We start from the raw sequence: 24,376 nt of genomic DNA on the forward strand, positions 1-24,376 counted from the left end.
GAGGAACGTTCATGCACCCAGTCACCGGCTCCCGCGCTTCCGTCCCCGCCAAGGGTCGCCCCGCCCCCCGCCTGTCCGCCGACCGAGTGCGGACGCCGCCCCGGATGCCCGCCGCCCGTCCGCCGATCCGATCACGGGCGGATGCCGAGACCGTGGCGCTGCTGCACCGGGCCGCCCGGGTGCTCATGGAGGAGGTGCCCCGGCTGGCGGACCGTATCGTCGCGCTGATGAAGGAGCGGGAGCCCGCCTACCGCTCGCCCTCCCTCGACCCGCACGAGGTGTGGCGGGAGGTCCATGACTCGCTCAGCAACAATGTGCGCTCGCTGGTGCACCCCAAGGAGACGCGCGAATCGGCCAGGTCGTGTGCGTGGCGGATCGGCACCGACCGCGCCGCGCAGGGCTTTCCACTGGACGCGCTGCTGCACGCGTACCGCATCGGCTGCACCGTCGTATGGGAGCAGCTCCTGGAGACCGCCTCGAAGGAGGATCCGCTCGGCGCGCAGTCGCTGGTCCATGTCGCCGCCGATGTCTGGAACTTCGTCGACGAGCACTGCACCCTCGTCGCCACGGCGTATCAGGAGGTGGAGCGCCAGCTCTCCTGGCACCGGGAGAACCGCTACCGGATCATCGTCGCGGCCCTGCTCGACGGCACCGCCCGGGTGAGCGACTTCCCCGAGGCGGAGGAGGTCCTCGGCCTGCCCGAGCGGGGGCGTTACGCGGTCGTGGCGCTGGAGGACGCCGACGCCTCGTCCCGGGCGCCGCATTCCGCCGCGGTGTGCGCGGGACTCCGTACGGTCTGGCATGCGGCGGAGGGCACCGCCCACGCCATCGTGCTGCTCGGCGACGCCGGCGCGGAGGGGCTGGTGCGCGGGCTGGAGGTGCCGCCCGGCGCACGGGCCGGGGTCAGCCCCGCCGTCTCCGGTCTCGCCGCGGTGAACACGGCCCGGCGGCTCGCCGATACGGCGCTGCGCACCCGCCCGGCCGCCGGTGAGGCGGCGCTGCTGGACGAGCGCTATCCGGAGGCGCTGGTGGTGTCCTGCCCGGACCTCGGCGCCGCGCTCGCCGACCGGATGCTCGGACCGGTCCTGGCGCTGGAGTCCGCCGACCGGGAGATGCTGCTGACGACGCTGGCCGCCTGGCTGGAGGGCGGGGGATCGGCGCGCCGCGCGGGCGAGCTGCTGTTCTGCCACCGCAACACGGTGCTCAACCGGATACGCCGCTACGAGCAGTTGACCGGGCGTTCGCTGGACCACCCCCGAGAGGTCATGGAGTTGTCGCTCGCGCTGTCCGCGCACCGGCTGCTGACGCCCTGAGAAGCACCCCTCGGCCTGAGGCGATGTGGGCGTGCACAACGGCCCTCGGCCGATCATGTGCACCCGTCACACGGTCCGCCGGTTGGGCTGTACGCGACCGCGCTGACCTGCTGTCGTGGCGATTCCGCCCCTGTGACATGGGGCGGAACCCGCACAAGGAGCCGCGACATGCCCGACTACGACCAGCCCTGGCGCGCGTCCGTTTCGCCCGTCGAGCCCCGCACCACGCGCCGCACCGCCACCATGCCGTCCCGCCCCGCGGCACCGCCTCCGCCGGCGCGGCGCACACCGTGGCAGCGGCCGTGGCCCTGGCCGGCGCGGGCGGCCTGCACCGCGCTCGCCTGTCATGTGGCCGCCGTGGTGGTGAACTGTGCCGCCGAAGGCGTCGTCAACCTCGGCGCGGGCGGCGGGTTCACCGTGGGCGCCATGCTGATCGGGCTGGACGTGGCGGTGCTGCTCACCGTCCTGGCCCGGGCCCACCGCCGGTCCACCGATACGACGGGGGAGGGGCAGGGGTGAGCTTCCTCGATCCCAGAACGCTCGCGTTCGTGCTCTTCGCTGGCTTCATGGCCGTCTCGTTCCTGCTGTGCATCCTCGCGGCCACCGGCAATGACGACCCCACCGAGTTCTACCTCGGCACCGGCTCGCTCAGCCCGATGCAGAACGGCCTGGCCATCGCGGGTGATTACATCTCCGCCGCCACCGTGCTCAGCACTACCGGCACCATCGCCCTGGCCGGATTCGACGGGGTGCTCATCGCCTCGTCCACCGTGCTCTCCATCCTGCTGTTCATGCTGGTCCTGGCCGGACCGCTGTGCGGACGGGGGCGGTTCACCCTCGGCGACGTCCTCTCCGAGCGGCTGAGCGAACGCCCCGCCCGCATCGGCACCGCCGTCGTGGTGCTGGTGGTCGTCCTGCCGCTGCTGCTGGTGCAGCTCAACGGCGCCGGTGCCATGCTGGCGGTGCTGCTCGGCATCCCGGGCAGCGGCGCGGTCACCGGCTGCACCGTCTTCATCGGCTCGCTCATGGTCTGTTACGCCGCCCTCGGCGGGATGAAGGGCACCGGATTCATCCAGATCCTCAAGACGGTGCTGCTGCTCGCCGCGTTCGTCCTGCTCGCCGCTCTGGTGCTGAAGCGCTTCTCCTGGAATCCGTTCACCCTCTTCGACGCCGCGGCCGACGCCAGTGGCTACGGCGACGGCTTCTGGCAGTCCGGCCGCCAGTACGGCGACTCCCTCAGCGGCCGCCTGGACGTCATCAGCGTCCAGCTCACCCTCGCCGTCGGCGCGGCCTGCATGCCGCATCTCACCATGCGGCTCCACCCGATCCGCGGGATGCGGGCCGCCCGCGCCGCCACCACCTGGGCGGTGGGCGCGGTCACCACCATCCTCGGGCTGATCGTGATCGTGGGCGCCGGAGCCACCGCCGTCGTCGGCGCCCGTGCCCTGCGCGCCTCCGACCCCACCGGCAGCGACTCGCTGCTGCTGCTGACCCTCGCCCTGGACCCGGCGGCGCAGGAGGCCCACCGCAGCCTGCTCTTCTCCGTCGTGGCCTGCGCGGTCGTCGCCACCACCCTCGCGGCGGTCGCCGGACTCACCCTGGCCGCCGCGGCCTCCCTCGCCCATGACGTCCTGGCCAAGGTCGTCTTCAAGGGCGGGCTCTCGGCCAACCGGGAGCTGGCCGCCGCCCGTACGGCCATCGTGGTCGTCGGTGTCGTGGCCGTCGTCCTGGCCATCGTGACCCAGCACTGGAACCGGCAGGTCCTGATCTCCTTCACCTTCGCGGCCGCCGCCTCGGCCCTGTTGCCGATCGTGCTCTACGGCACCCTGTGGCGCGGCTTCACGGTGAACGGACTGCGCTGGGCGCTGTACGGCGGACTTCTCCTCACCGCCGTGACCATGGCCTTCTCCCCGGCGATCTCCGGCAACCCGCTCGCGGTCTTCCCCGAGCGCGACTTCCACTGGTTCCCGCTCCGCAACCCGGGCCTGATCACCATTCCCGCCGGTTTTCTGCTCGGCTGGCTCGGCTCCCGCACCGGAGGGCGGGCCCGGCATGCCCAGGACCCCACGCGCGGGGACCTGCCGTACGCGATGCCCACCGGCTGACCCGCCCGGGTGCCGCCCCGGGTCTCCTACGGGGATCGGCGCCCGGCCTTGGCGCGCCGGTGGGCGGCCACCCGCTCACGGGTCGCGCACCGGCGTGAGCAGTAGCGGCGCTCCGGGCCGCTGCCCACGGTGAGGAAGACATCGCCGCAGCTGGGGGAGGAGCACAGGCCGCCGGGCGGGCGCTGACCGTCCCAGATCAGCACGGTCAGCGCCATGCACGAGGAGGCCAGGAACCACTCGCCCCAGGGCGCCTCGTCATCGCTGTCCAGGTGCGGATGCCAGGGCGAACGGCCGTCGTGCGAGCTGAGCCGGAGCGGACCCGTGCCCTCCCGCAGCAGCCCGTTGAGCACTCCGGCGGCCTCGTCGACATGCGTGGCGGCGAACACCTCGCGCAGCCGCAGCGCGGCGCTGCGCATGCCCGCGACATCACCTGCGGTGAGCTTGACCGGGCCGGGCTCACCGTGGTCGAGCAGGATCCCGGCGATCGCGCGGGGATCCGGGCTCGGCTCCGCCGTCAGGGCGTTGACGAGGGCGGCGGTGCGCCGGGCGGTGTCCCGCACCGAGAGCCGGGTGGACCGGTCGTCGTTCGAGGGGGGCGACACGACGCCAATGTAACGCACCTGGCGAACATTTACGTTACCTCCGTAACGTGATCCGCATGCCAGGGCGTTACGCGATGGAGTGCTATCTGGGCGGGGCGGCCGCCGCCCGCGCGGGGGACGAGATGTCCGGGCCCGCGCTGCTGCTGGCCGGACCGGCGCTCACCGGTTCGGCCTCCTCGGGCTCGTCACTGCTGGCGGGCATCATGATCGCGGCGGCGGTCGGCGGACCGCTCTTCGGGGTGCTGCTCGACCGCTCCGTCCGGCCGGGCCGGCTGCTGGCCGCGGCACTCGCCCTCTACGCGGTGGCGCTGACCGCGATCCTCCTGGGCCTGGGGCGGCTGCCGTTCGCCCTCACCGTTCTTTTCGCGGTGGGCGCCGGGCTGCTGGGACCGGCCCTGTCCGGGGGATGGACCTCCCAGCTGCCGCGGGTGGCACCGCCGTTGGCCCTGCCCCGGGCCAACGCGCTCGACGCGATGACCTTCAGCCTCGCCGCGCTGGTGGGGCCCGCACTCGCCGGGACCGTCGCGGGGGCGGCCGGGGCTCCGGCCGCCGTGGCGGTGTCCATCGCCCTGATCGGCCTCGCGCTGCCCGCCGCCTGGGCGCTCCCCGCGCCGCCGCGGCCCGCCCCGGTCCCGCCACCGGCCACCTCGGTCGTCGCCGATCTCACCGCCGGGCTGCGCGCCATCGCCCGCAACCGGCCCCTGGCCCGTGCCACCGCCACCTCCGTCGTCTCCTGCGTAGGCCAGGGCGCGCTGCTCACCTGCTGTCCGCTCCTCGGCGCGGCCGTGCTCGGCGGCGCCGACCGCGGCGCCCTGCTGCTGTCCGCCACCGCCGCGTCCGCGCTCGTGGCCAACGCGGTCCTCGCCCGCCGCCCCCGCCCGCCACGTCCGGACACCGTGCTCCTCGGCGCAGTCCTGCTGCTCGTCCTCGCGCCCCTGCTCGCGGCCACCGGTCACCCGGTCGCGCTGATCGCCGCCGTGCTGCTCGCCGGGGCCGCCGAGGGCCCCCAGCTCACGGCCCTGTTCGCGGTGCGTCACCGGGAGGCGCCCGAGCGGCTGCGCGGCCAGGTCTTCACCACCGGCGCCAGCCTGAAGATCACCGGCTTCGCGGTGGGCGCGGGCTTCGCCGGTCCGCTCGCCACCTGGTCGCTGCCGGGCGCCCTGGTGGCCGCAGGGGGGTGCGAGGCACTCGCGGCTGTGGTGTTCGTATGCTTGCCGGACGATACGGAGGATATCGTTCCGGATGTGCCTCCGGGGGCTGTGTGACAGAGGCATGTCAGGCATGATGACCTGCATGGAAGACCTGAAAGACCTGCTGCCCGTCGAAGCCGTCCGGCTCGACGTCCGGGTGGCCGACTGGCGTGAGGCGATAGGCGCGGCCGGCCGGCTCATGGTGGAAACCGGCGCCACCACCGACGAGTACACCGGCGAGATGGTCGCCAACGTCGAGGAGAACGGGCCGTACATCGTCATCGCCCCGGGGGTGGCGTTCGCCCACTCCCGGCCGTCCCCGGCGGTGCTCAGGACCGGGATGTCCTGGGTCCGGCTCGCCGGGCCCGTGGAATTCGGGCACGAGTCCAACGACCCCGTCACCCTCGTCGTCGCCCTGGCCGCCCAGGACTCCGCCGCGCACACCTCGGCGATGGGGAGCCTGGCGCGGCTCCTGGGAGACCCCGTCACCGCGGCCGCCCTGGCGGAGGCGCCCACCCCGGAGGCGCTGCACGCCGTGCTGGCGGGGGAGCGGGCGGAGAACGGCTCCGAGACGACCGGGCCGGCCGCCGCCGCCGAGCCGTCCGGTCCCGAAGTGTCCGCCACCCCCGAGCCACCCACCGCCTCCGCGCCCCGTGCGGTCTCGCTGCACAAGATCCTCACGGTCTGCGGCAACGGCGTGGGCACCAGCCTGTTCCTCAAGAACACCCTGGAGCAGGTGCTGGACCGCTGGGGGTGGTCGAGGTTCGTCACCGTGGAGGCCACGGACACCATCTCCGCGAAGGGCAAGGCGTCCGAGGCCGTGGCCCTGCTCACCTCCCGTGAGATCGCCAGGACCCTCGGGGATGTGGGACGGCCCGTGAAGGTCGTCCAGGACTTCACCAGCACCGCCGAGGTGGACGCGGTGCTCCGGGACACGTACGACGTCTGAACGACGGGGACTAAGGAAGCACCATGGGCTGGTTTGTCACCCTTGCCACGTTTCTCGTCAATGAGATTCTGAGCGAGCCCGCGTATCTGATCGGCATCATCACCGCCGTCGGACTCATCGCGATGAAGAAGAGCACCGGGCAGATCATCGGCGGCGCCATCAAGGCGACCCTCGGCTTTCTGCTGATCGGCGCGGGAGCGGGACTGGTCACCGCCTCCCTCGACCCGCTGGGCACCATGATCCAGGGCGTCACCGGCGCCCACGGCGTCATCCCCACCAACGAGGCCATCGTCGGCATCGCCCAGGACCAGTTCGGCTCACGGGTCGCCTGGCTGATGATCCTGGGCTTCGTGGTCAGCCTGCTGCTGGCCCGGTTCACCCCGCTCCGCTATGTCTTCCTGACCGGGCACCACATGCTCTTCATGGCCACGCTGCTGACCGTGGTCCTGGCAGGCGGCGGCCGCTCGACCGTCGCCGTGGTGGCCGTCGGCGGTGTGCTGCTGGGCATCATGCTGGTCGCGATGCCCGCCTTCGCCCACCCCTGGACCAAGCGCGTCACCGGCAGCGACACCGTCGCCATCGGCCACTTCGGCACGGCCGGATACATCGTGGCGGGCGCGACCGGACGGGTCGTCGGCAAGCGCAGCCGCTCCACCGAGGAGATGAAGCTCCCCGAGGGGCTGCGGTTCCTGCGCGACTCGATGGTGGCCACCGCCCTGTCGATGCTGCTGATCTACCTGGTCATGGCCGTCCTCCTGCTCGCCAAGGAGGGGCAGAAGACCGCCTTCAAGGCGTTCGCCACGGGCACCGGCACGGTGGCCACCGGCACCGGTAACTACCTGATGCAGTCCGTGATGCAGGGGCTGCAGTTCGGCATCGCGGTCGCGGTGATCCTCTTCGGTGTCCGTACGATCCTCGGTGAGCTCGTCCCCGCCTTCCAGGGGATCGCGCAGAAGGTCGTCCCCGGCGCCCTGCCCGCGCTGGACGCCCCGATCGTCTTCCCGTACGCGCAGAACGCGGTGCTGATCGGCTTCATCTCCAGCTTCACCGGCGGCCTGATCGGCCTGGCCCTGCTCACCTGGATCTTCAGTCCGGCCTTCGGCCTCGCCCTGGTGCTGCCCGGTCTGGTGCCGCACTTCTTCACCGGCGGCGCGGCCGGGGTCTACGGCAACGCCACCGGCGGCCGGCGCGGCGCGGTCGTGGGGGCGTTCCTCAACGGGCTGCTCATCACCTTCCTCCCCGCCCTGCTGCTCAAGGTGCTCGGCGCGTTCGGCGACCAGAACACCACCTTCGGCGACGCCGACTTCGGCTGGTTCGGCGCGCTGATCGGCAACGCGGGCAAGGCCGGTGGCGCCGCCGGACTCGTCATCATCGTGCTGCTCGGCCTCGCCGTCCTCGGTGGCGCGATCCTGGTGCAGAAGCGGGTGGTCGACACCGGCTGGGACCCGGGCGCGGCGCGCGATGCCCTGATGCCGCGCGAGAGCGTGGCGGCGCCCGCCGAGGCGGGTACCACCACGGCCGCGTACGCCAAGATCCCGCCGCCCGCGGGCGCTCCCGCACCCCCGCCCGCCGCCTAGGTCAGTGAGGGCGCCCCGGTGGTCCCGTCCCGAGCCCCCGGCCCGGGACGGGACGGACCAGGACCACCGGGGCGAGGAGGCTCACGCCCGCTTGACGTAGTCGCGCAGATGGACGGCGGTGAGGGAGCCTCCGGAGTCCACGAGGTTCGCGGGGGTGCCGGTGAACACCACCCGACCGCCGTCATGGCCCGCCCCCGGGCCCATGTCGATGATCCAGTCCGCATGGGCCATCACGGCCTGGTGGTGCTCGATGACGACGACCGTGTTGCCCGCGTCGACAAGGCGGTCGAGCAGCGCGAGCAGCTGGTCCACATCGGCGAGATGCAGTCCGGTGGTCGGCTCGTCCAGAACGTACGTCGTGCCGCTCCGCGCCATATGGATGGCCAGCTTCAGCCGCTGGCGCTCACCCCCGGAGAGCGTGGTGAGCGGCTGGCCGAGGCCCAGATAGCCCAGCCCCACCGCGGCCAGCCGGTCCAGGATCAGCCGGGCCTGACCGCCTGCGAAGAACTCCCGTGCCTCGGCCACCGACATGCCCAGGACATCGCTGATGTTCCGCCCGCGCAGCGTGTACGTGAGCACCTCGGGCCGGAACCGCTTCCCCTCGCAGTCCTCGCACACCGAGGCCACCTCGGCCATCATCGCGAGATCGGTGTAGATCAGCCCGATGCCCTTGCAGCGGGGGCAGGCACCCTCCGAATTGGCGCTGAACAGACCCGGTTTGACGTGGTTGGCCTTGGCGAACGCCGCCCGGATCGGATCGAGGAGCCCCGTGTACGTGGCGGGGTTGCTGCGGCGGGAGCCACGGATCGCCGACTGGTCGGCGACGATCACCTCCTCCCGCCCGGACAGCGACCCATGGATCAGGGAGCTCTTGCCCGATCCGGCGACACCGGTGACGACGGTGAGCACACCGAGGGGGATGTCGACGCTCACATCCCGCAGATTGTGCAGCCGCGCGCCCCTGACCGGCAGGTGCCCACTGGGCTGCCGCACCGTCTCCCGCAGCCGCACCCGGTGGTCCAGATGGCGCCCGGTCAGGGTGTCCGAGGCGCGCAGCCCGGCCAGGTCGCCCTGGTAGCAGATCCGCCCGCCCGCCACCCCCGCGCCGGGCCCCAGGTCCACCACATGGTCCGCGATCCGGATGGTCTCCGGTTTGTGCTCCACGACCAGCACCGTGTTGCCCTTGTCCCGCAGCTGGAGCAGCAGTTGGTTCATGCGCTCGATGTCATGCGGATGCAGACCCACCGTGGGCTCGTCGAAGACATAGGTGACATCGGTCAGACTGGAGCCCAGATGCCGGACCATCCGCACCCGCTGGGCCTCGCCGCCCGAGAGGGTGGCGGACTCCCGGTCCAGGCTCAGATAGCCCAGGCCGATCTCGACCAGTGAGTCGAGCAGCGCCCGCAGGCTCTCCAGCACCGGTCCGACGGAATCGTGCCGGATCCCGCGCACGAACTCCGCCAGATCGCTGATCTGCAGGGCCGAGCACTCCGTGATGGAGCGGCCGTCGATCCGGCAGGACCGGACGGCCTCGCACAGCCGGGCGCCCTCACACTCGGCGCATTCGGTCAGTGCCATGGCCCGGTCGGCGAACGCGCGCAGCCGCGGCTGCATCGTCTCCCGGTCCTTCGCGAGGTACAGCCGGCGGACCTTGGTCACCAGCCCCTCGTAGGTGAGGTTGTTCTTCCCCACCTTGATCTTGGTGGCCGGTTTGTGGAGGAAGTCCTCCCACTCGGTGGGGGAGTAGTCCCGGAGCCTGATATCGGGGTCGAAAAGGCCGGAGGCCGCCATAACCTGCCAGTGCCAGCTGTCCACCTCGAATCCGGGGACGGTGATCGCCCCCTCCTTCAACGACTTCTCCCTGTCGATGAGTTGGGCGATGTCGATGTCGGTGACCCTGCCGAGCCCCTCGCACCGCGGACACATGCCCTCGGCCGTGTTGAAGCTGAAGGCGAGGGGCGGGCCGACATAAGGGCTGCCGATCCGGCTGAACAGGATCCGCAGCAGCGTGTGGGCGTCGGTGGCGGTGCCCACCGTGGAACGGGAGTTGGCACCCATCGGCTCCTGGTCCACGATGATCGCCGCGCTCAGATTCCGCAGCGAGTCGACATCCGGACGGCCCAGCGTCGGCATGAAGTTCTGGACGAACGCCGTATAGGTCTCATTGATCAGCCGCCTCGACTCCGCGGCGATGGTGTCGAAGACGAGCGAGGACTTACCGGAGCCGGAGACGCCGGTGAAGACCGTAAGGCTTCGCTTGGGAATGTCCACACTCACGCCCTGGAGATTGTTCTCCCTGGCGCCACGGACCTTGATTTCGCTGACATCCATACCTTCAAGTGTTTCATTGAAGTAGCGGTTGAGACTTTTCGCGGCTTTCCTCCCAGCACTGCTGGATGCGGTGCGACAGAGCCGCGCTAACCTTCAACTCGCCCGTGAACCCCTGCCGGGAAGGTGACGAACCGTGAGCCCTACGGACGCCGCGCTGCGCCCCGTCGATCTGGCCCGGATGGCGGGCGTCTCCACCCAGCAGATCCGCAACTACCTCGACGCGGGCGTCCTGCCCCCGGCCGCCCGCACCCCCGCCGGCTACCGCAGGTTCGAGGACCGGCACCGCAGAGCCCTGGTGACCTACCGGGCCCTGATACCGGGATACGGCACGGAGACCGCCCGCGCGGTCATGCGGGCCGTCCACGCCGAGGACGTCGCCCTGGCGCTCACCCTCGTCAACGCAGGCCATGCCGCGCTCCACGACCAGCGGCTCTCCCTCAAGGCGACCGGGGAGGCACTGGAGACGGTCGCCGGGCAGACCCCGGACACCTCGGCGCCCGCACGCCCCGGGCCACTGCGCATCGGCGAGGTGGCCGCCCGCATCGGAGTGCGCACCTCCGCCCTCCGGGTCTGGGAGTCCGCCGGTCTGCTGCGCCCGCGCCGCGACCGGGGCACCGGCTACCGCGTCTACGGCCCGTCCGACGTCCGGGACGCCCGGATGATCGACCTGCTGCGCCAGGTCCGCTATCCGCTGCCGCAGATCCGGCCCGTCCTCGAGGGCCTGCGCCGCACCGGCGGCAGCGAGGCTCTGCGCACCGTCATCGCCCGCCGTCAGGAGGGGCTCGCCCGGCGCGCCGCCGCCATGCTCGAGGGCTCCTGCCGGCTGCACCACTACCTCACGGAAAATCCGTCGGCCGAGGAGCGATGAGTTCCCGGCGCGGGAGCGGTCGATAGGGGGTAAACGCTCCCGAGCGCAGGAGGAACCGATGGCCACCGACGGATTCACCACATGCCTGTGGTTCGACGGCAACGCCGAAGAGGCGGCGCAGCACTACATCTCGATCTTCAAGAACTCCAGGCTCGGACGGATCGCGCACTACACCGGGGTCGAGCCCGGCGGCGCGGAGGGATCCGTGATGACCGTCGAGTTCGAGGCCAACGGACAGAAGTTCGTGGGGCTCAACGGCGGGCCGCAGTTCACCTTCAGTGAGGCCATCTCCTTCCAGGTGCACTGCGCGGACCAGGACGAGGTGGACTACTACTGGAGCAGGCTCTCCGAGGGCGGCGAGGAGGGCCCCTGCGGCTGGGTGAAGGACAAGTTCGGGGTGTCCTGGCAGGTCGTCCCCACCGCGTTCCTCGACATGGTGACGGGCTCGGACCCGCGGAAGGCCAAGCGGGCCACCGACGCGATGATGAAGATGGGCAAGCTCGACATCGCCGCGCTGCAGGCGGCGTACGACGGCGCGTAGCCGGCCCTGGGGACGGGCCCGTACGGCATGCGGCCAGGCTGCCGTACGGGCCCGGCGCGCGGCGTACGGGCCCGGCCCGCGAGCGCGCCGCTGAGCGGCTGAGGTCCGGTGCGGTTCGGGTGCGCCCCGAAGGGGCGCGGGGCTGTGTCGATGTGCGGCTCCGCCGCGTGGGCACGACCAGCCACGACACGGCCGCGGGTGAACGACCGCACCTGGCGGCACTTCCCGTGGAGCGCTCAGTGGCCGTGGGTGAGGTCCGCCGGGTCGGTGTTGGCGCCGCAGAGGAGCACGGCGACCTTCTCCCCGGGCCGCGGCCGGTACCCGCCGGAGGTGAGGGCCGAAAGCGCCGTGGCCGCCGCGTGCTCGACCGCGATCCTGCGGTCGTCCCACAGGGCCTGGCGTGCGGCGACGATCGCCTCGTCGGACACCAGGACGGACCGCACCCCGTCCTTGCGGGCCCACTCCAGCGCGTCCGAGGACACATGGCGCGCCCCCAGCGAGTCCGCCGCGACCGAGTCCACCGGGACGTCGACCACCGCACCGGCCTCCAGTGCGGCGTTCAGGGCCCGGCACCCGTACGGCTCCACGGCGACGACCCCCACCCCGTGCTCCAGGGCGGACACCGCGACACCGGTGAACAGCCCGGCGCCCCCGACCGCCACCACCACGGTGTCCAGGTCGGGCCGGGCCCGGAGGATCTCCTCCATGACGGTGCCCGCCCCGGCGGCGATGAGCGGGTGGTCGTACGCGTGCGAGAGCAGCGCACCGGTCTCGGCGGCATGCTTCTGCGCGGCCTCACGCGCCTCGTCGTACTCGGTGCCGATCTGATGGACCTCGGCGCCGAGCCGGCGCAGCCGGTCCACCTTCACCGCGGGCGCGGTCTCGGGCACGAACACCGTGGCGGGCACGGAGTGCCGCGCCGCCGCCCACGCACACGCGAGCCCGGCGTTTCCGCCGGAGGCGATGGTGACACCCGTGTCCGGCAGGGTGCCCGCCTCCTGGTGGGCCCTGACGAAGTTGAACGCGCCGCGCGCCTTGAAGGTGCCCGTGTACTGAAGGAACTCCAGGGCCAGCCAACCCTCGGCCGCACCCCACGCCCCCTGCTCCACCGGAGCGAGCGCCACCGGCCGGATATGTCCCGCGACCCGCTGGGCCGCGGCTCGTACGTCCTCGATGGAAAGAGTCACTGAAACACTGTAACAACCACTGGTACGCTCAAGCCATGCGAAGCAGCCGGGACCGAGCCGATCAGCCCACCCTGGAGGCCATCGCCGAGGCCGCCCTGTCCGTCGTCGACGACGAGGGGCCCGAGGCGCTGAGCTTCCGCCGGGTGGCGCAGCTGCTGGGCGTCTCCCATGCCACGGTCTTCCGCCGCTGCGGCGACTTCGACGGCCTGGTGAACGCGTGCGCGGACCGGCTGGCCGCGCGGATGCCGCTGGTGGGGCAGGACCTCGACTGGGCCACCGCCACCGAGGCCCGCTTCTCCGCGTTCTACGAGGTGCTGATCGAGCATCCCGGGCTGGTGGCGCTGCGATCGGGCCGCGCCTGGTGGGGCCCGCATCTGCTGAGCCGTCTCGTGGAGCCGCAGCTGGCGCACAGCATCGCCGCGGGAATGGCGCCCGAGGCGGCGATCCGGGTCTACCGGCGGCTGTATCTGCTCACCCTCGGCGCCGTCGCCTTCGTCGACCATCGCGACGTGAAGAAGGTGCGCACCGCCGCGCGCACGGCGCTCGCCGCCCTGGACCCCGAGGAATTCCCGGCTCTCACCGGGAACCTCGGCGTCGTCGTGCCGGCGCTGACCGACCACGAGGTCTATCGCGGCGCGCTGCGGCAGCTGATCGACGCCTCCGCGGCGGCCTGTCCCGGACGGTGACCAGCGCCCGCGGGGCGGGCCCCGACAGGGCCCGCCCCGCTTCGCGCCGCGGTGTGGTTACAGCGTCTGCTGCACCCGCTCCGCCACCAGCTTGATGAAGCGCGACGGATCGCTCAGCTCACCGCCCTCGGCGAGCAGCGCCATGCTGTAGAGCAGCTCGGCCGTCTCCGCGAGACCGCTGTCGTCCTTGCGCTCACCATGGGCCTTGCGCAACCCGCTGACCAGCGGATGGGTGGGGTTCAGCTCCAGAATGCGCTTGATCTGGGGCAGGTTCTGGCCCATGGAGCGATAGATGTTCTCCAGGGCCGGGGTGACATCGAAGGTGTCACCCACGATGCAGGCCGGGGAGGTGGTCAGCCGCGTGGACAGCCGCACCTCCTTGACCTGCTCGCTCAGCGCCGTCGTCATCCAGGAGAGCAGCTCGGCGAAGTCCTTCTGCCGCTGCTCCCGCTCGGCCTCCGCCTCCTCGTCCTTCTCGTCCTGGGAGTCGAGGTCGACCTGCCCCTTGGCGATGGAACGCAGCTGCTTGCCCTCGAACTCCGGTACGGCGTCGACCCACAGCTCGTCGATGGGGTCGGTGAGGAGGAGCACCTCGAAGCCCTTGTCCCGGAACGCCTCCATATGGGGCGAGCTCTCCACGATCGAGCGGGACTCGCCCGTCATGTAGTAGATGTGCTCCTGCCCGTCCTTCATGCGCTCGGTGTAGCCGCGCAGCGTGGTCGGCTGCTCGGCGTCATGCGTCGTGGCGAACGAACACACCTCGAGGATCGCCTCGCGGTTCTCCAGGTCGCTGAGGAGACCTTCCTTGAGAACGCGGCCGAATTCCGTCCAGAAGGTCGCGTAGCGCTCCGCGTCGGAGGACATGAAGTCCTTCACCGTCGAGAGCACCTTCTTCACCAGGCGACGCCGCATCAGCTGAATCTGGCGGTCCTGCTGAAGGGTTTCCCGCGAGACGTTCAGCGAGAGGTCCGCGGCGTCCACCACGCCCTTGACGAAGCGGAGATATTCCGGCATCAGCGCTTCGCAGTCGTCCATGATGAAGACGCGCTTGACATAGAGCTGCACACCCCGCTTGCGGTCCTGCATATACAGGTCCTGCGGCGCGCGGGCCGGAATGAAGAGCAGCGACTGGTATTCGAAGGTGCCCTCCGCCTGCATGCGGATGGTCTCGAGCGGATCGACCCAGTCGTGGCTGATGTGCTTGTAGAACTCGTGGTATTCCTCGTCGGTGACCTCGTCCTTGGGACGGGCCCACAGCGCCTTCATCGAGTTGACGGTCTCGAGCTCGGGCACCTTCTCCTCGCCCTGCTCGGCCTCGTCCGTCCCGTCCGTCGTGACCGGGGCCTGGGCGGGGGCCATCCGGATGGGCCAGGTGATGAAGTCCGAGTGCTGCTTGATGATTTCCCGGATCTTCCAGGGCGAGGCGTAGTCGTAGAGATGGTCCTCGGTGTCCTCCGGCTTGAGCTTCAGCGTGACGGAGGTGCCCTGGGGCGCGTCGTCGGCCGGTTCGAGGGTGTAGGTGCCCTCACCGCTGGAGACCCAGCGGGTGCCCTGGCTCTCCCCGGCGTGACGGGTCAGCAGGGTCACCTCGTCTGCCACCATGAAGCTGGAGTAGAAACCCACTCCGAACTGCCCGATCAGGTCCGCGGAAGCGGCCGCGTCCTTCGACTCCCGCAGCTCCTTGAGGAATGTGGCGGTGCCGGAGTTCGCGATCGTGCCGATGAGCTCCACGACTCCGTCATGCGACATGCCGATGCCGTTGTCGCGAACGGTCAGCGTGCGGGACTCCTTGTCGACCTCAATGGCGATATGGAGATCAGAGGTGTCCGCCTGAAGGTTTCCGTCGCGGAGCGATTCGAGCCGCAGTCTGTCCAGCGCGTCGGAGGCGTTGGAGATGAGCTCGCGCAGGAAGACGTCCTTGTTCGAGTAGATCGAATGGATCATCAACTGCAGAAGCTGCCGCGCCTCGACCTGAAACTCGAAAGTCTCGACCCCTGTAGTCAACTGTTTCCCCTCATGAGATAAGTGTCGACGCCATCAAGCACCGTGCGTCATCGGCAGCTTATCGAAGGTGAGGGGGTGCCGAGCGGCCTTCCGGGTGGATGACGGACGGCCGCTCACCGGACACGGATACGGTGGCCCGGGCGCGGGGCCGGAGTGCGTCAGCCGCCGCCGTGCACCCTGCTCCAGTCCAGGGCCTCGGCGGCCTCCCGCTGGATGACCTCGGCCGCCTCCCGGGCCTCGGCGGGGACGTCGCCGTGCTCCGCCACGAGGCTGTCGTAGATCGGCACGAAGTCGGGCTTGTCGGTCGCGGTCATCTGGCGCACTTCCTTGGCTACGGATTCCGGGTCAGGCCCCGGCTACCCGATCTGTCGAGCGGTCATGCTTTGGCGTAGATCACACGGGGGTTCCCGGTGATCCACCGGGGCCCGGCGCGGTGCGAGGCGCCGGGCCCGTCGCAGGTCAGTGCCCGGCGGGCGTCGGCTCCAGGACGAAGACCGGGATCTGGCGGTCGGTCTTCGTCTGGTAATCCGCGTAGTCCGGGTACGCCTCGACCGCGCGCTCCCACCACAGGGCCTTCTCCTCGCCCGTGACCTCGCGCGCGGTCATGTCCTGCCGCACCGGGCCGTCCTGCAGCTCGACCCGGGGGTCACCCAGGACGTTGAAGTACCAGACCGGATGTTTGGGGGAGCCGCCCAGCGAGGCGACGACGGCGTAGGTGCCGTTGTGCTCCACCCGCATCAGCGGGGTCTTGCGGATCTTTCCGCTCTTCGCGCCCCGCGTGGTCAGGACGACCACGGGCATGCCCCGCATGGTCGTTCCCTCGGTGCCACCGGAGCTCTCGAAGAGCTCGACCTGATCCCGTACGAACTTCTCCGGGCTCGGCTCGTACTCACCCTGCAACGGCATGATGTCCGTCCCCTTGCTGCGTTGTCCCTGATGCGAAGACTCGCCTGACGTCTCCCCGTGCTCATCCTCAACACGGGGAGTGTGCGAGATCATCCCGACAACACGGGGAAGTACACGAGATCATCCCGACGGGCTCGGGCCGTCGGGCGGCGACGGGGAAGACGTCCGTTACGCCGCCATGCGGCGCTGGTCGGGGGAGGAAGTGGGGGTGGAGGCAGAGCTGGGGGTTTCCTTGTCACCGTTCCGCTCCGCCGCGCGCTTCGACTCATCGGACTGACGTCCACGAGCAGGGAAGGTCAGGTCCGGTACGTCGACGACCGGCGGCAGATCGGGAGTGAGCATTGGCTGCTCATTTCTGTTCATGGGCAGCGGGTACCCAGGCGCGTCGCGCTCACCCTGCGATACCGGTCACAGTCGGACATGGCGGTCAGATCGCCGGTTCACGTCCGGGCGCGGTTCAGGCCCCGGGCGAGGGCGGGCCGTGGAGGCGTCGGCGGTCTGCGACGCGTCCACGGCCTGTCCTCGGTGCCGGCGGTTCAGCCCACGCGTTCGATGCGCGCGTTGCGGATCAGGAATTTGCCCGGTTCGCGAACCTGTTCGAAGGCGGCGTTGTTGAGCAGGGCGCAGCTGCCCGAGGTCGAGGCGACGGAGACCGTGGTCGACTTGTCGTTGTCCAGATTGGTCACCTTGAGTTTGGTGCCGACCGGGAATTGGTTGCTGGAGGCGGCCGGGGCCCCGCCCTCACCGGACAGGGTGACGGTCGACCCCGCGCAGACGACCTCGCCGGAGGCGCCGGAATCACCGGCACCGGAGTCCGAGGGGGCGGCCGAGGCGGGAGCCGAGGCCGAGGCGCCGCCGTCGGACGGGGCCGCCGCCTCTCCCTGCCCGGCCGCCTCGTCGACGCTGCACCCCGACGCCTGCTGCTTTCGCTTGATCTCCTCGATGACGGCCTGGCGATTGGCTATCCGCGCCTCCGACTGTGCGTCCGGGTTGGCCTGCTGGTCCGCGATGAACTTCTGGTTGTTGGCCAGCGCCTGCTCCAGCCCGGTGCAGGCCGTGGAGGACTGCGCCGCGTTGTCGGTGCTGGCGTTGCTGGTGGCCGCCAGGACCCCGGCGCCGGTTCCCGCCAGCGCCAGCGCGCCGACCATCAGGCCGAGCTTCTTCTTGCCGCTGAGTGTCCTTCTGCGTGTCATTTCGACTCCTTTTCGAGCTGCCCGTCATCCCATACGGGCGCATGCCGGAGTCGTCTCATGACCGGCGGAATTTTTTTTGACGAATGTGATTGAGGATTAAACGGTGCTGGGATCTTCCGGGCCTCACCTTAAAAGGGCCTTAAGGCTTCATGAAGCCTTAAGGCCCTTTCGGGCGTGAGCCGATTTCCTCAGCCCAGCCGCTGGTGCAGGAAGTCCACCGTGCTCCGCCACGCCGACGCGGCGGATTCCGCGTGATAGGACGGCCGCTCGTCATTGAAGAAGGCGTGACCGGCGGGATGGACCCGGAAATCCGGCTCCACGCCGGACTGCTCCTGGATGGCCAGGCGCAGCCGCTCCAGACCGTCCAGCGGTACAGCATTGTCGTTCTCCCCGAAATGGCCCAGGATGTCGGCCCGCAGCCCCGAGAAGTCCGGCAGGTCGCCCTGAATGACACCGTAGAAGGGCACCGCCGCGCCGACCCGGGCATCGGTGGCGGCCAGATACAGCACGAAGCCACCGCCCATGCAGAACCCGACCGCCCCCACGGTGGCGGAGGTGACCTCGGGCCGGGCGAGGAGATGGCCGACCGCCCCGGAGAGCAGTTCGACGCCGCGCTCCACCGGCAGCTCCGCCATCATCCGGTGGGCCTCTTCGGCGTCATGGGCGACGCTGCCCCCGTACAGATCGGGCGCCAGCGCGACGAAGCCCTCGCGGGCCAGCCGGTCGGTGACATCGGCGATGTGGTGGTCCAGGCCCCACCACTCCTGAATGACGATCACTCCGGGCCCCTGCCCGGAGGGCGGCAGCGCCAGATAGCCGTGGGCGGTGGTGCCCGCGCTGGGGAAGGTGACGTTTTGACGGGCGGAGGAGCCGGTCGGTTTCGGGGCGTCGGGCATGGGGGCATCGCTCCTGTCGTACCGATCGTCGCTGGCCCCACCCATCGTAGGGACGGCCCCGGGCGACCGGGCCCGCGCCGGTGCCGAGCACACTCCGAGGCGATACGTCCGGCCGTGGCGGCGATGGCCGCCACGGCCGGCCCCCCTCGGGCGGTCGGTCTCAGTAGGCGGTCGGTCTCAGTAGGAGTAGATCGACGTCGCCTTGATCCGGCGGTCGGTGCCCCATGTCGTGCAGAGGGTGGTCCCACCGGAGCCGGTGGAGGCGGTTCCGGTGGCCTTGATGTTCCAGCCGGGGTAGGCGATGAAGCCGCCACCCTGCTTGTACAGGCCGCCGTTGCCGCCCATGGTGTAGCCGGGGAGGTAGTACGGGGTGCCGCTCGAGGTCACCAGATACACACAGCCGTCGCGATGCTCGTACGTGCCGTAGTACGTCGCGGTGGGCGCGGCGTTCGCGTGGCCCGCGGTGGTGAGCACCGCCCCCAGGGAGAGCATGCCCCCGGCCGCGGCGAGGGAGAGCCGGCGCAGTTTGCCTGTCATCACATTGCCTCCGTTACGAGTGAGCGAGGTCGACGGAGACGAATGTGCCAGCGCCCGGGGGCGGATGGTGGTGCTGGGCGCTGTCCCGGACAGCCTCAGGGCCGTGGCCTGGGCGTCCGTGTCCTGTCCGGGACAGCGCGGGTGCGCGGCCGGTCGGTCCGGCCGTGGGTCAGGACCCGGCGGCGGGGGAGGACGTGGGCGACGCGCGGATGTCGTGTCCGTCCGAGGTCAGACAGCGGCCCGTGGACAGGTCGTAGCGCCAGCCGTGCAGGGTGCAGGTGAGCACCTCGCCCTCGATCTGCCCGAACCGGCTGAGGTCGGCGCGCAGATGGGGGCAGCGCCGCTGCACCCGCCAGCCGTCCAGTTCGATGTCCTGGCCGTCGTCCTGGCATGAGTCGTAGTAGTTCTCCACGTACTCGATGCGCTCCATGGACAGGCACTTGAAGAACACGTACAGGAACTCGTTGTACGGCCCGATCCGGCTGGCGGTGAACCGCATCGACAGCAGCAGGCTGTTGGACCAGTCCACCTCGCGCCGCTCGATGTTGGTGGCCACCAGATCGGCCGAGGTGGACAGCGTGTAGCGGCAGCGCTCACCGTCCCAGAGACGGACCTCCCGCGCCGGGAAGTCGATCACGATCGGCACCTCGCCCACGTCCAGGCGCGCCGGGCCGCCGACGCCCGCGCAGATCCGGTCGGCCCGGGTCAACAGCGGTTCCCACCACTGCTTCAGCTCGGCCAGCAGCCGCTCGCGCGGCAGTGCCGGAGACCGCGAGGCGCGCTCGGCGGCGAGCACGGGCTGCTGCCGCCGGGCGAAGTCCCGCAGATACGCGCGCTTCTCGCCGAAGATGTGCTCGATCTCCGACTCGGTGTAGCGGTGGGTGAGCTTGCACGCGGTGTCCTCCGGCTCCGCCACCGTCCCCGGCAGCAGCAGCCGTGCCCTCACCTCCGGGCGCGCCCGGCCCAGCTGGCGCAGGAACTCCAGCTGGTCCACGAAGATGCTTGTCCCGTCCCGGCCGGTGCCGTTGTGCTCGAAGAGCTCGTCGTCGAGGAAGCACGGCGGGCCCGCGTTGGGGAACACATGCTTGGCCTCCACCGCGTCGATATAGCGCAGCGCCCGGTCGAACTGCCCCTGCCGCTTGCGCGCGGCGAACTCCTTCTTGGCGGAGTCCGGCAGTTGGTACACCATCGGATACCAGATCGCCCCGGAGAACTGGACGAAGTAGGCGTCCACCTCGCCGAACTCCCGGATCGCCGCGATGTCCAGCGGATGGGCGTCGTTCTGGTTGAGCAGCACCGTATCGCCGTCGTCCAGCGAAAGTGCCGAGTCGCCGATGGGGCCGTCCCCGGGGCCGGTCAGCGCGGTGATCATGATGCGCAGGCCGTCGCGCTCGACCGGTGTGCCCGTGCGGGTGTGGAGGAAGTTCGTGAAGCCGAGCGCTCTCAGCTCGCGTTCCAGCTCATCGGTGGCGAAGGCCGGAAGCAGCACGGTGACGTTCTTGCGCACGGTCCGGCGCAGATTCTCCGCGTCGAAGTGGTCGCGGTGCAGATGGGAGACGTACAGATAGTCCGCAGCGCGCCCATAGTGCGCCCAGTCCAGATCGGTGTTGTCCGGGAACGGGAACCACGAGCCGAAGAAGGCGGGATTCACCCATGGATCGCAGAGCACCGACCCCGCCGCGGTTTCGATGAACAGTCCAGCATGCCCAAGTCCGGTCACGCGCATACCACAGCACCCCAACCCGGTCGGTGATGTCCGATATCTCCACCGTGTGGGGGTTCGTGGTGATGCGCATCCGCGGCTGCGCTTGCCGGGTGGCGGGATCCGCCACCCGGGTCACGCCGGTGTGCTCAGGGTCGTTCCGCCGTGGCCAGACCGGTGGCGCCCGTGGCCGCCACCTGGTCCTCCGCCGTGGGGCGCGGCGCGAGCAGCCGCTCGGCCAGGTGCCCGAAGACCAGGCCGAACGACGCCCACAGAGTGCACTGGACGGTCAGGGCGGCCAGCCGGAACTGCCACAGCACCGTCGCCGGGAACCCTTCGGGCACCTCGTTGAACGACGGCAGGAAGGCGTACGCCAGGCCCACCGCCACGATGAAGGCGACCGAAGCGGCCACCGTGGCGTTCCAGTTGCCCAGCCTCGGCGCGAGCCGCTTGCCGAGGATGACCGCGCCCACGGACAGCAGCACACTGAGCACCACCATCAGGAAGTACAGCGTGGTGCGCTGGTCGAGGGTGCTCGGATCGCCGACCGCCGGCGGATTGGCGGGGTATTTGAAGAACGGCACCAGATAGCCGGCCACCAGCGCGCCGAGCGACACCAGCGCGGCGGTGGCGCGCGGCCCGAACCGGCCGATGCGGCCGAGGGCCACGCACACCGCGAGGGCCGCGATGCCGCCGAAGGCGACACCGTAGACCAGCACGCCGGTGCTCAGCCCCGCGGTGGACTGCATGGTGCGGCTGACGAGCTCGGCGCCGCCGTGCTCATGGCTGTGCGCTTCCTCGAACGCGATGGCCGAGTCCACGCGCGGCTCACCGAGCAGATAGGCCACGGCAAGCGCCGGCAGCGCGGCGGCGAGACCCGCGAGCATGCCCCGGACGAGCAACGCCCGGACGGATATGGAGTTCATGAACGTTTCGATTCCCCTGGGACGGGACCTGCGGCGGAAAGCGGAGGTCGAAGGTCAGTGGCAGGGGAAGCCGAGCAAATGGCGTCCGTCGTGGACCCATTCGTGCACGCCCTCGCCGGAGACGACGGCGGTGGCGCCCTGCTCGGCGCCGATGAAATACAGGAGGATCAGCATGAGGAGGCCGAAGAAGAGCGCCCACGGGGCGATGGCCTTCAGCGAGATGGGGGTGATCTCCGGCACCGGCTGAGCGCTGGGTGCGGGAATGGCGGACTGTGCCATGGCGGAACCTCCAGGGGAACACGCGTCCCGGTCGTTGGTACTCATGCGACGGCGCTGGGTCTGACTCGCCCGGCGGGCGGCCCGCGTACGGGTGCTCCGCCGGACACACAGTGGCGCGACCGTGCCGGAATCTCACCGGGCTTCCGTCGCGCCGTCGTCTTGTCATGAGACCGTAGCGCGCGACGGCCGTCCGCCGCTACGGCGCGGATGCCGGAATGTGCCCTTCTACGTGGGCGAATGGTGCGGAAGAGGGGGTTGGGTGGTACGGATCACGTTGGTCGCGCCCGCTGTCAACGCGGCGCTGCGGCAGGTGCGGTTCGACGACGCCCCGCCCGACCCGGCCGGGGTGCGCCGGGCCGAGGCGGCGGCCGCGGCGCTGCCCCACCATGACACGGCGTTCACCGCGCCCTCCGCGCGCTGCCGCGGTACCGCCCGGGCCCTGGGGCTCGACGCCGCCGTGACGCCTGAGCTGGGCGATCTCGACGTGGGCCGCTGGCGGGGCCGTTCACTGGACGAGGTGGGGCAGGAGGCGCCGGAGGAGGTCGCCGCATGGCTGTCCGATCCGGCCGCCGCGCCGCACGGCGGCGAGTCGCTGCTGGAGCTGGTGGAGCGGATCGGGGCCTGGCTGGAGACGCACCGGGAGAGCGCGGCACCGGCCGAAGCGCCCGCCCCCGCCCGCGAGAGGCGACTGCTCGCCGTCGTGGAACCGGCCGTGGTCCGGGCCGCGCTCGTGCACGCCCTCGGCCTTCCCGCGCCCGCGTTCTGGCGGCTGGACGTCGCCCCGCTGACGGCGACGGAGCTCAGCGGCCGTGCGGGCCGGTGGAATCTGCGCTGCGGACACCCGCTGGCGGGGAGCGCGCCGTAGCGGGGGCGCGCCCTGACGGGGGACCGCGCCGTAGCGGAACCCGCGCCGTCACAGGGCTGTGCCGTCACAGGGCTGTGCCGTAATGGGGCTGTGCCGTAACGAAACGATCTCTCCGATGGCGCTGCTCCATCCGATGCGCTGTCGTGGCCTGATGGCATCCCCCACCACCAGGCTCCGCCCCGTCACCGCCACCCTCTGCGCCGCCGCGCTGGCGCTGCTCACCGCGTGCGGCGGTGGCGGTGGCGGTGGAGACGATGCGAAGAAGGGCGGCGACGGGGCCGGGAAGAGCACGGCCGCACCCGTCGTCACGCCCACCGCGACCGCCCCCGTCCCCCGGGGCAAGGGCAGCGCGCTGCCGGACGACCTCAACGGCGACGGCCGCCCCGAGCTCAGAATCCCGCTCGCCTCCGGCCAGGAACTCGGCAGCCTGCGCCATGTCGCGTACGTGTACGGCGCGGCGAAGGGCGTCGACCCCGCCGTCCGCACCGTGCTCGGCCGCGCGGACCTCGGCCTGCCCACCGGCGCCGGATGGCAGGAGCGCGACGCGGGCGAGATGCACTCCGCGACCACCGCGGACCTCGACGGCGACGGCTTCGCCGATGTGATCGCCACCGCCACCAAGGAGCGCGATCCGGCCGGCACCGAGCGCGTTCACATCACCAGCCAGACGCTCCCCTTCATCACCTGGGGCGGCCCCGAGGGGCCGCGCCGGGGAGCCCCCGCCACTCCGGTGCGGCTGGCCGACGTCGACGACGGCCTGGAGATCCCACGGCCCCTGACGGTGGGTGACTTCAACGGGGACGGACACCACGATCTGGCCGCCGTGCGCCAGAGCGGCAAGGACTTCCACGTGATGTACGGCCCGTTCGGCCGCGACGGCAGGGCCGCCCGCACCGAGACGTACGCCAATCCGCTCGGGTCCGGTGGCCAGATCGCGGAGCTGTACGCCGACGCCATCGACGGTGACCGGCCCACCGACCTGGTGGTGCACGCCCAGGGCGACGACGACCAGATGGAGTCCGCGCTCCTCACGGCGGGCCCGGACGGCCTCGCCAGCACCGGCCGCACCCTCCGCAAGGGCAACGCCATCGCCTTCGGCGACTTCGACGGCGACGGGAAGCGGGATGTCGCGGTCGCCGACACCGGCAGCCGCAACGACGAACCGGGCTATGAGACCGAACCGGCGGACGTCAGCCAGTCGGTGAGCGTGTACACCAAGCGCGCGGCCGGATCGACCCCTTCGCCGATCAAAATCCCCGCCCTGGGCGGCGATGTCCTCGCCGCGGCCGACACCGACGCAGACGGCACCGATGAACTGGCCGTCTCGCTGCGCACCGGCGGCACCGAACTGCTGACGATCCGCCCGGGCGCCCCCGGCGAGATCGCCCACCGCCGCACCCTCGACCGCACCGTCCCGGCCCGCGTGGACGGCCGCAAGGTGCCGAAGAAGCAGCGCGCCGTCAGGCTCTTCGGCGCCGGGGACTTCGACCACGACGGCAAGGACGAGGTCGTGCTGGCCTGGGGGCCGGACCCGCTCTTCGCGCTCTACGGGGAGAAGCCGCAACGGTTCTGGATGACCGACGGCGCCCGTGACAAGGTGGTGTTCACGAGCGCCCCGTACGAGAAGGGCGCCTCCTGAGCCGCGGTGCGCCACCGCGCTCGTGTCCGGGTGCGCGCGACCCTCTTCGCCGGGCCCGGCCGACGCCTTACTGTGGGCGT

24 protein-coding genes are annotated in these 24,376 nt (G+C 71.0%); 11 read left to right on the plus strand and 13 right to left on the minus strand.

The genetic code is table 11. From position 1 onward, the window contains the following. Positions 1-11: 11 nt before the first annotated feature. The 3 genes from J8403_RS40845 to J8403_RS40855 all read left to right on the plus strand — a co-directional run bounded on the left by J8403_RS40845 (position 12) and on the right by J8403_RS40855 (position 3,418). Positions 12-1,313 (plus strand): PucR family transcriptional regulator, encoded by a 1,302-nt coding sequence (locus tag J8403_RS40845; protein WP_211127595.1) that lies wholly within the window; start codon positions 12-14, stop codon positions 1,311-1,313. A gap of 168 nt (positions 1,314-1,481) precedes the next feature. Further along, positions 1,482-1,832: a hypothetical protein gene (locus J8403_RS40850; protein WP_211127596.1), complete on the plus strand. Its 351-nt coding sequence runs from the start codon at positions 1,482-1,484 to the stop codon at positions 1,830-1,832. Continuing rightward, positions 1,829-3,418 carry a sodium/solute symporter gene (locus J8403_RS40855; RefSeq protein ID WP_211127597.1) on the plus strand — a complete coding sequence of 530 codons (1,590 nt, stop codon included), beginning with the start codon at positions 1,829-1,831 and terminating at the stop codon, positions 3,416-3,418. The genes J8403_RS40850 and J8403_RS40855 overlap by 4 nt, the downstream gene beginning before the upstream one ends. A gap of 26 nt (positions 3,419-3,444) precedes the next feature. Here the strand turns inward: J8403_RS40855 and J8403_RS40860 are convergent, their stop codons facing one another. Beyond that, positions 3,445-4,020: a CGNR zinc finger domain-containing protein gene (locus tag J8403_RS40860; protein WP_246586231.1), complete on the minus strand. Its 576-nt coding sequence runs from the start codon at positions 4,018-4,020 to the stop codon at positions 3,445-3,447. 56 nt (positions 4,021-4,076) lie between these two features. Between J8403_RS40860 and J8403_RS40865 the strand changes: the two genes are divergently transcribed. From J8403_RS40865 to ulaA, 3 genes are read left to right on the plus strand one after another with little or no spacing between them, the layout of a single operon-like run. After that, positions 4,077-5,285: an MFS transporter gene (locus J8403_RS40865; protein WP_246586232.1), complete on the plus strand. Its 1,209-nt coding sequence runs from the start codon at positions 4,077-4,079 to the stop codon at positions 5,283-5,285. A 28-nt stretch (positions 5,286-5,313) separates the two neighbouring features. Then, on the plus strand, positions 5,314-6,159 hold the full coding sequence (locus J8403_RS40870; RefSeq protein ID WP_211127598.1) for a PTS sugar transporter subunit IIAB: 846 nt from the start codon (positions 5,314-5,316) through the stop codon (positions 6,157-6,159). Positions 6,160-6,182: 23 nt separating this feature from the next. Beyond that, a complete protein-coding gene (ulaA, locus tag J8403_RS40875) occupies positions 6,183-7,736 on the plus strand; it encodes a PTS ascorbate transporter subunit IIC (RefSeq protein ID WP_211127599.1) in 1,554 nt (517 codons plus the stop codon). An 81-nt stretch (positions 7,737-7,817) separates the two neighbouring features. On the opposite strand, the gene J8403_RS40880 is transcribed toward ulaA, so the two are convergent. Then, a complete protein-coding gene (locus J8403_RS40880) occupies positions 7,818-10,067 on the minus strand; it encodes an ATP-binding cassette domain-containing protein (RefSeq protein ID WP_211127600.1) in 2,250 nt (749 codons plus the stop codon). A 133-nt stretch (positions 10,068-10,200) separates the two neighbouring features. On the opposite strand from J8403_RS40880, the gene J8403_RS40885 reads away from it, so the two are divergent. Then, positions 10,201-10,935 (plus strand): MerR family transcriptional regulator, encoded by a 735-nt coding sequence (locus tag J8403_RS40885; protein ID WP_211127601.1) that lies wholly within the window; start codon positions 10,201-10,203, stop codon positions 10,933-10,935. A gap of 58 nt (positions 10,936-10,993) precedes the next feature. Then, complete coding sequence (locus J8403_RS40890; RefSeq protein ID WP_211127602.1) at positions 10,994-11,476, plus strand: VOC family protein; 483 nt, start codon at positions 10,994-10,996, stop codon at positions 11,474-11,476. 236 nt (positions 11,477-11,712) lie between these two features. Here the strand turns inward: J8403_RS40890 and J8403_RS40895 are convergent, their stop codons facing one another. Further along, complete coding sequence (locus J8403_RS40895; protein WP_211127603.1) at positions 11,713-12,663, minus strand: threonine/serine dehydratase; 951 nt, start codon at positions 12,661-12,663, stop codon at positions 11,713-11,715. 35 nt (positions 12,664-12,698) lie between these two features. Between J8403_RS40895 and J8403_RS40900 the strand changes: the two genes are divergently transcribed. Next, positions 12,699-13,349, plus strand: coding sequence for a TetR/AcrR family transcriptional regulator (locus J8403_RS40900; protein WP_211127604.1), 651 nt, complete (start codon positions 12,699-12,701; stop codon positions 13,347-13,349). A gap of 57 nt (positions 13,350-13,406) precedes the next feature. Here the strand turns inward: J8403_RS40900 and htpG are convergent, their stop codons facing one another. The 10 genes from htpG to J8403_RS40950 all read right to left on the minus strand — a co-directional run bounded on the left by htpG (position 13,407) and on the right by J8403_RS40950 (position 21,792). Then, positions 13,407-15,353, minus strand: coding sequence for a molecular chaperone HtpG (gene htpG / locus J8403_RS40905; RefSeq protein ID WP_211127605.1), 1,947 nt, complete (start codon positions 15,351-15,353; stop codon positions 13,407-13,409). 158 nt (positions 15,354-15,511) lie between these two features. Then, a complete protein-coding gene (locus J8403_RS40910; protein ID WP_167746535.1) occupies positions 15,512-15,667 on the minus strand; it encodes a hypothetical protein in 156 nt (51 codons plus the stop codon). A gap of 145 nt (positions 15,668-15,812) precedes the next feature. Then, a complete protein-coding gene (locus tag J8403_RS40915; RefSeq protein ID WP_211127606.1) occupies positions 15,813-16,259 on the minus strand; it encodes a nitroreductase family deazaflavin-dependent oxidoreductase in 447 nt (148 codons plus the stop codon). 168 nt (positions 16,260-16,427) lie between these two features. Continuing rightward, positions 16,428-16,601, minus strand: coding sequence for a hypothetical protein (locus tag J8403_RS40920; protein ID WP_211127607.1), 174 nt, complete (start codon positions 16,599-16,601; stop codon positions 16,428-16,430). Positions 16,602-16,795: 194 nt separating this feature from the next. Then, entirely contained in the window at positions 16,796-17,452 is a 657-nt protein-coding gene (locus tag J8403_RS40925; protein ID WP_211127608.1) for an RlpA-like double-psi beta-barrel domain-containing protein, read from the minus strand. A gap of 188 nt (positions 17,453-17,640) precedes the next feature. Next, on the minus strand, positions 17,641-18,348 hold the full coding sequence (locus tag J8403_RS40930) for a dienelactone hydrolase family protein (RefSeq protein ID WP_211127609.1): 708 nt from the start codon (positions 18,346-18,348) through the stop codon (positions 17,641-17,643). 177 nt (positions 18,349-18,525) lie between these two features. Then, the gene (locus J8403_RS40935; RefSeq protein WP_211127610.1) at positions 18,526-18,885 is read right to left on the minus strand and encodes a hypothetical protein; all 360 of its coding nucleotides are present in this window, start codon (positions 18,883-18,885) and stop codon (positions 18,526-18,528) included. 169 nt (positions 18,886-19,054) lie between these two features. After that, positions 19,055-20,611, minus strand: coding sequence for a Rieske 2Fe-2S domain-containing protein (locus J8403_RS40940; RefSeq protein ID WP_211127611.1), 1,557 nt, complete (start codon positions 20,609-20,611; stop codon positions 19,055-19,057). 125 nt (positions 20,612-20,736) lie between these two features. After that, positions 20,737-21,513: a CbtA family protein gene (locus tag J8403_RS40945; RefSeq protein ID WP_211127612.1), complete on the minus strand. Its 777-nt coding sequence runs from the start codon at positions 21,511-21,513 to the stop codon at positions 20,737-20,739. 54 nt (positions 21,514-21,567) lie between these two features. Continuing rightward, positions 21,568-21,792 carry a CbtB domain-containing protein gene (locus J8403_RS40950; protein WP_059148283.1) on the minus strand — a complete coding sequence of 75 codons (225 nt, stop codon included), beginning with the start codon at positions 21,790-21,792 and terminating at the stop codon, positions 21,568-21,570. Positions 21,793-22,066: 274 nt separating this feature from the next. Between J8403_RS40950 and J8403_RS40955 the strand changes: the two genes are divergently transcribed. Both J8403_RS40955 and J8403_RS40960 read left to right on the plus strand, forming a co-directional pair. Next, positions 22,067-22,657 carry a histidine phosphatase family protein gene (locus tag J8403_RS40955; RefSeq protein ID WP_246586233.1) on the plus strand — a complete coding sequence of 197 codons (591 nt, stop codon included), beginning with the start codon at positions 22,067-22,069 and terminating at the stop codon, positions 22,655-22,657. 151 nt (positions 22,658-22,808) lie between these two features. Then, complete coding sequence (locus tag J8403_RS40960) at positions 22,809-24,296, plus strand: FG-GAP repeat domain-containing protein (protein ID WP_246586234.1); 1,488 nt, start codon at positions 22,809-22,811, stop codon at positions 24,294-24,296. Positions 24,297-24,376: the final 80 nt, after the last annotated feature.

The sequence above is a fragment of the Streptomyces yatensis genome (assembly GCF_018069625.1).
GTDB lineage: Bacteria > Actinomycetota > Actinomycetes > Streptomycetales > Streptomycetaceae > Streptomyces > Streptomyces yatensis.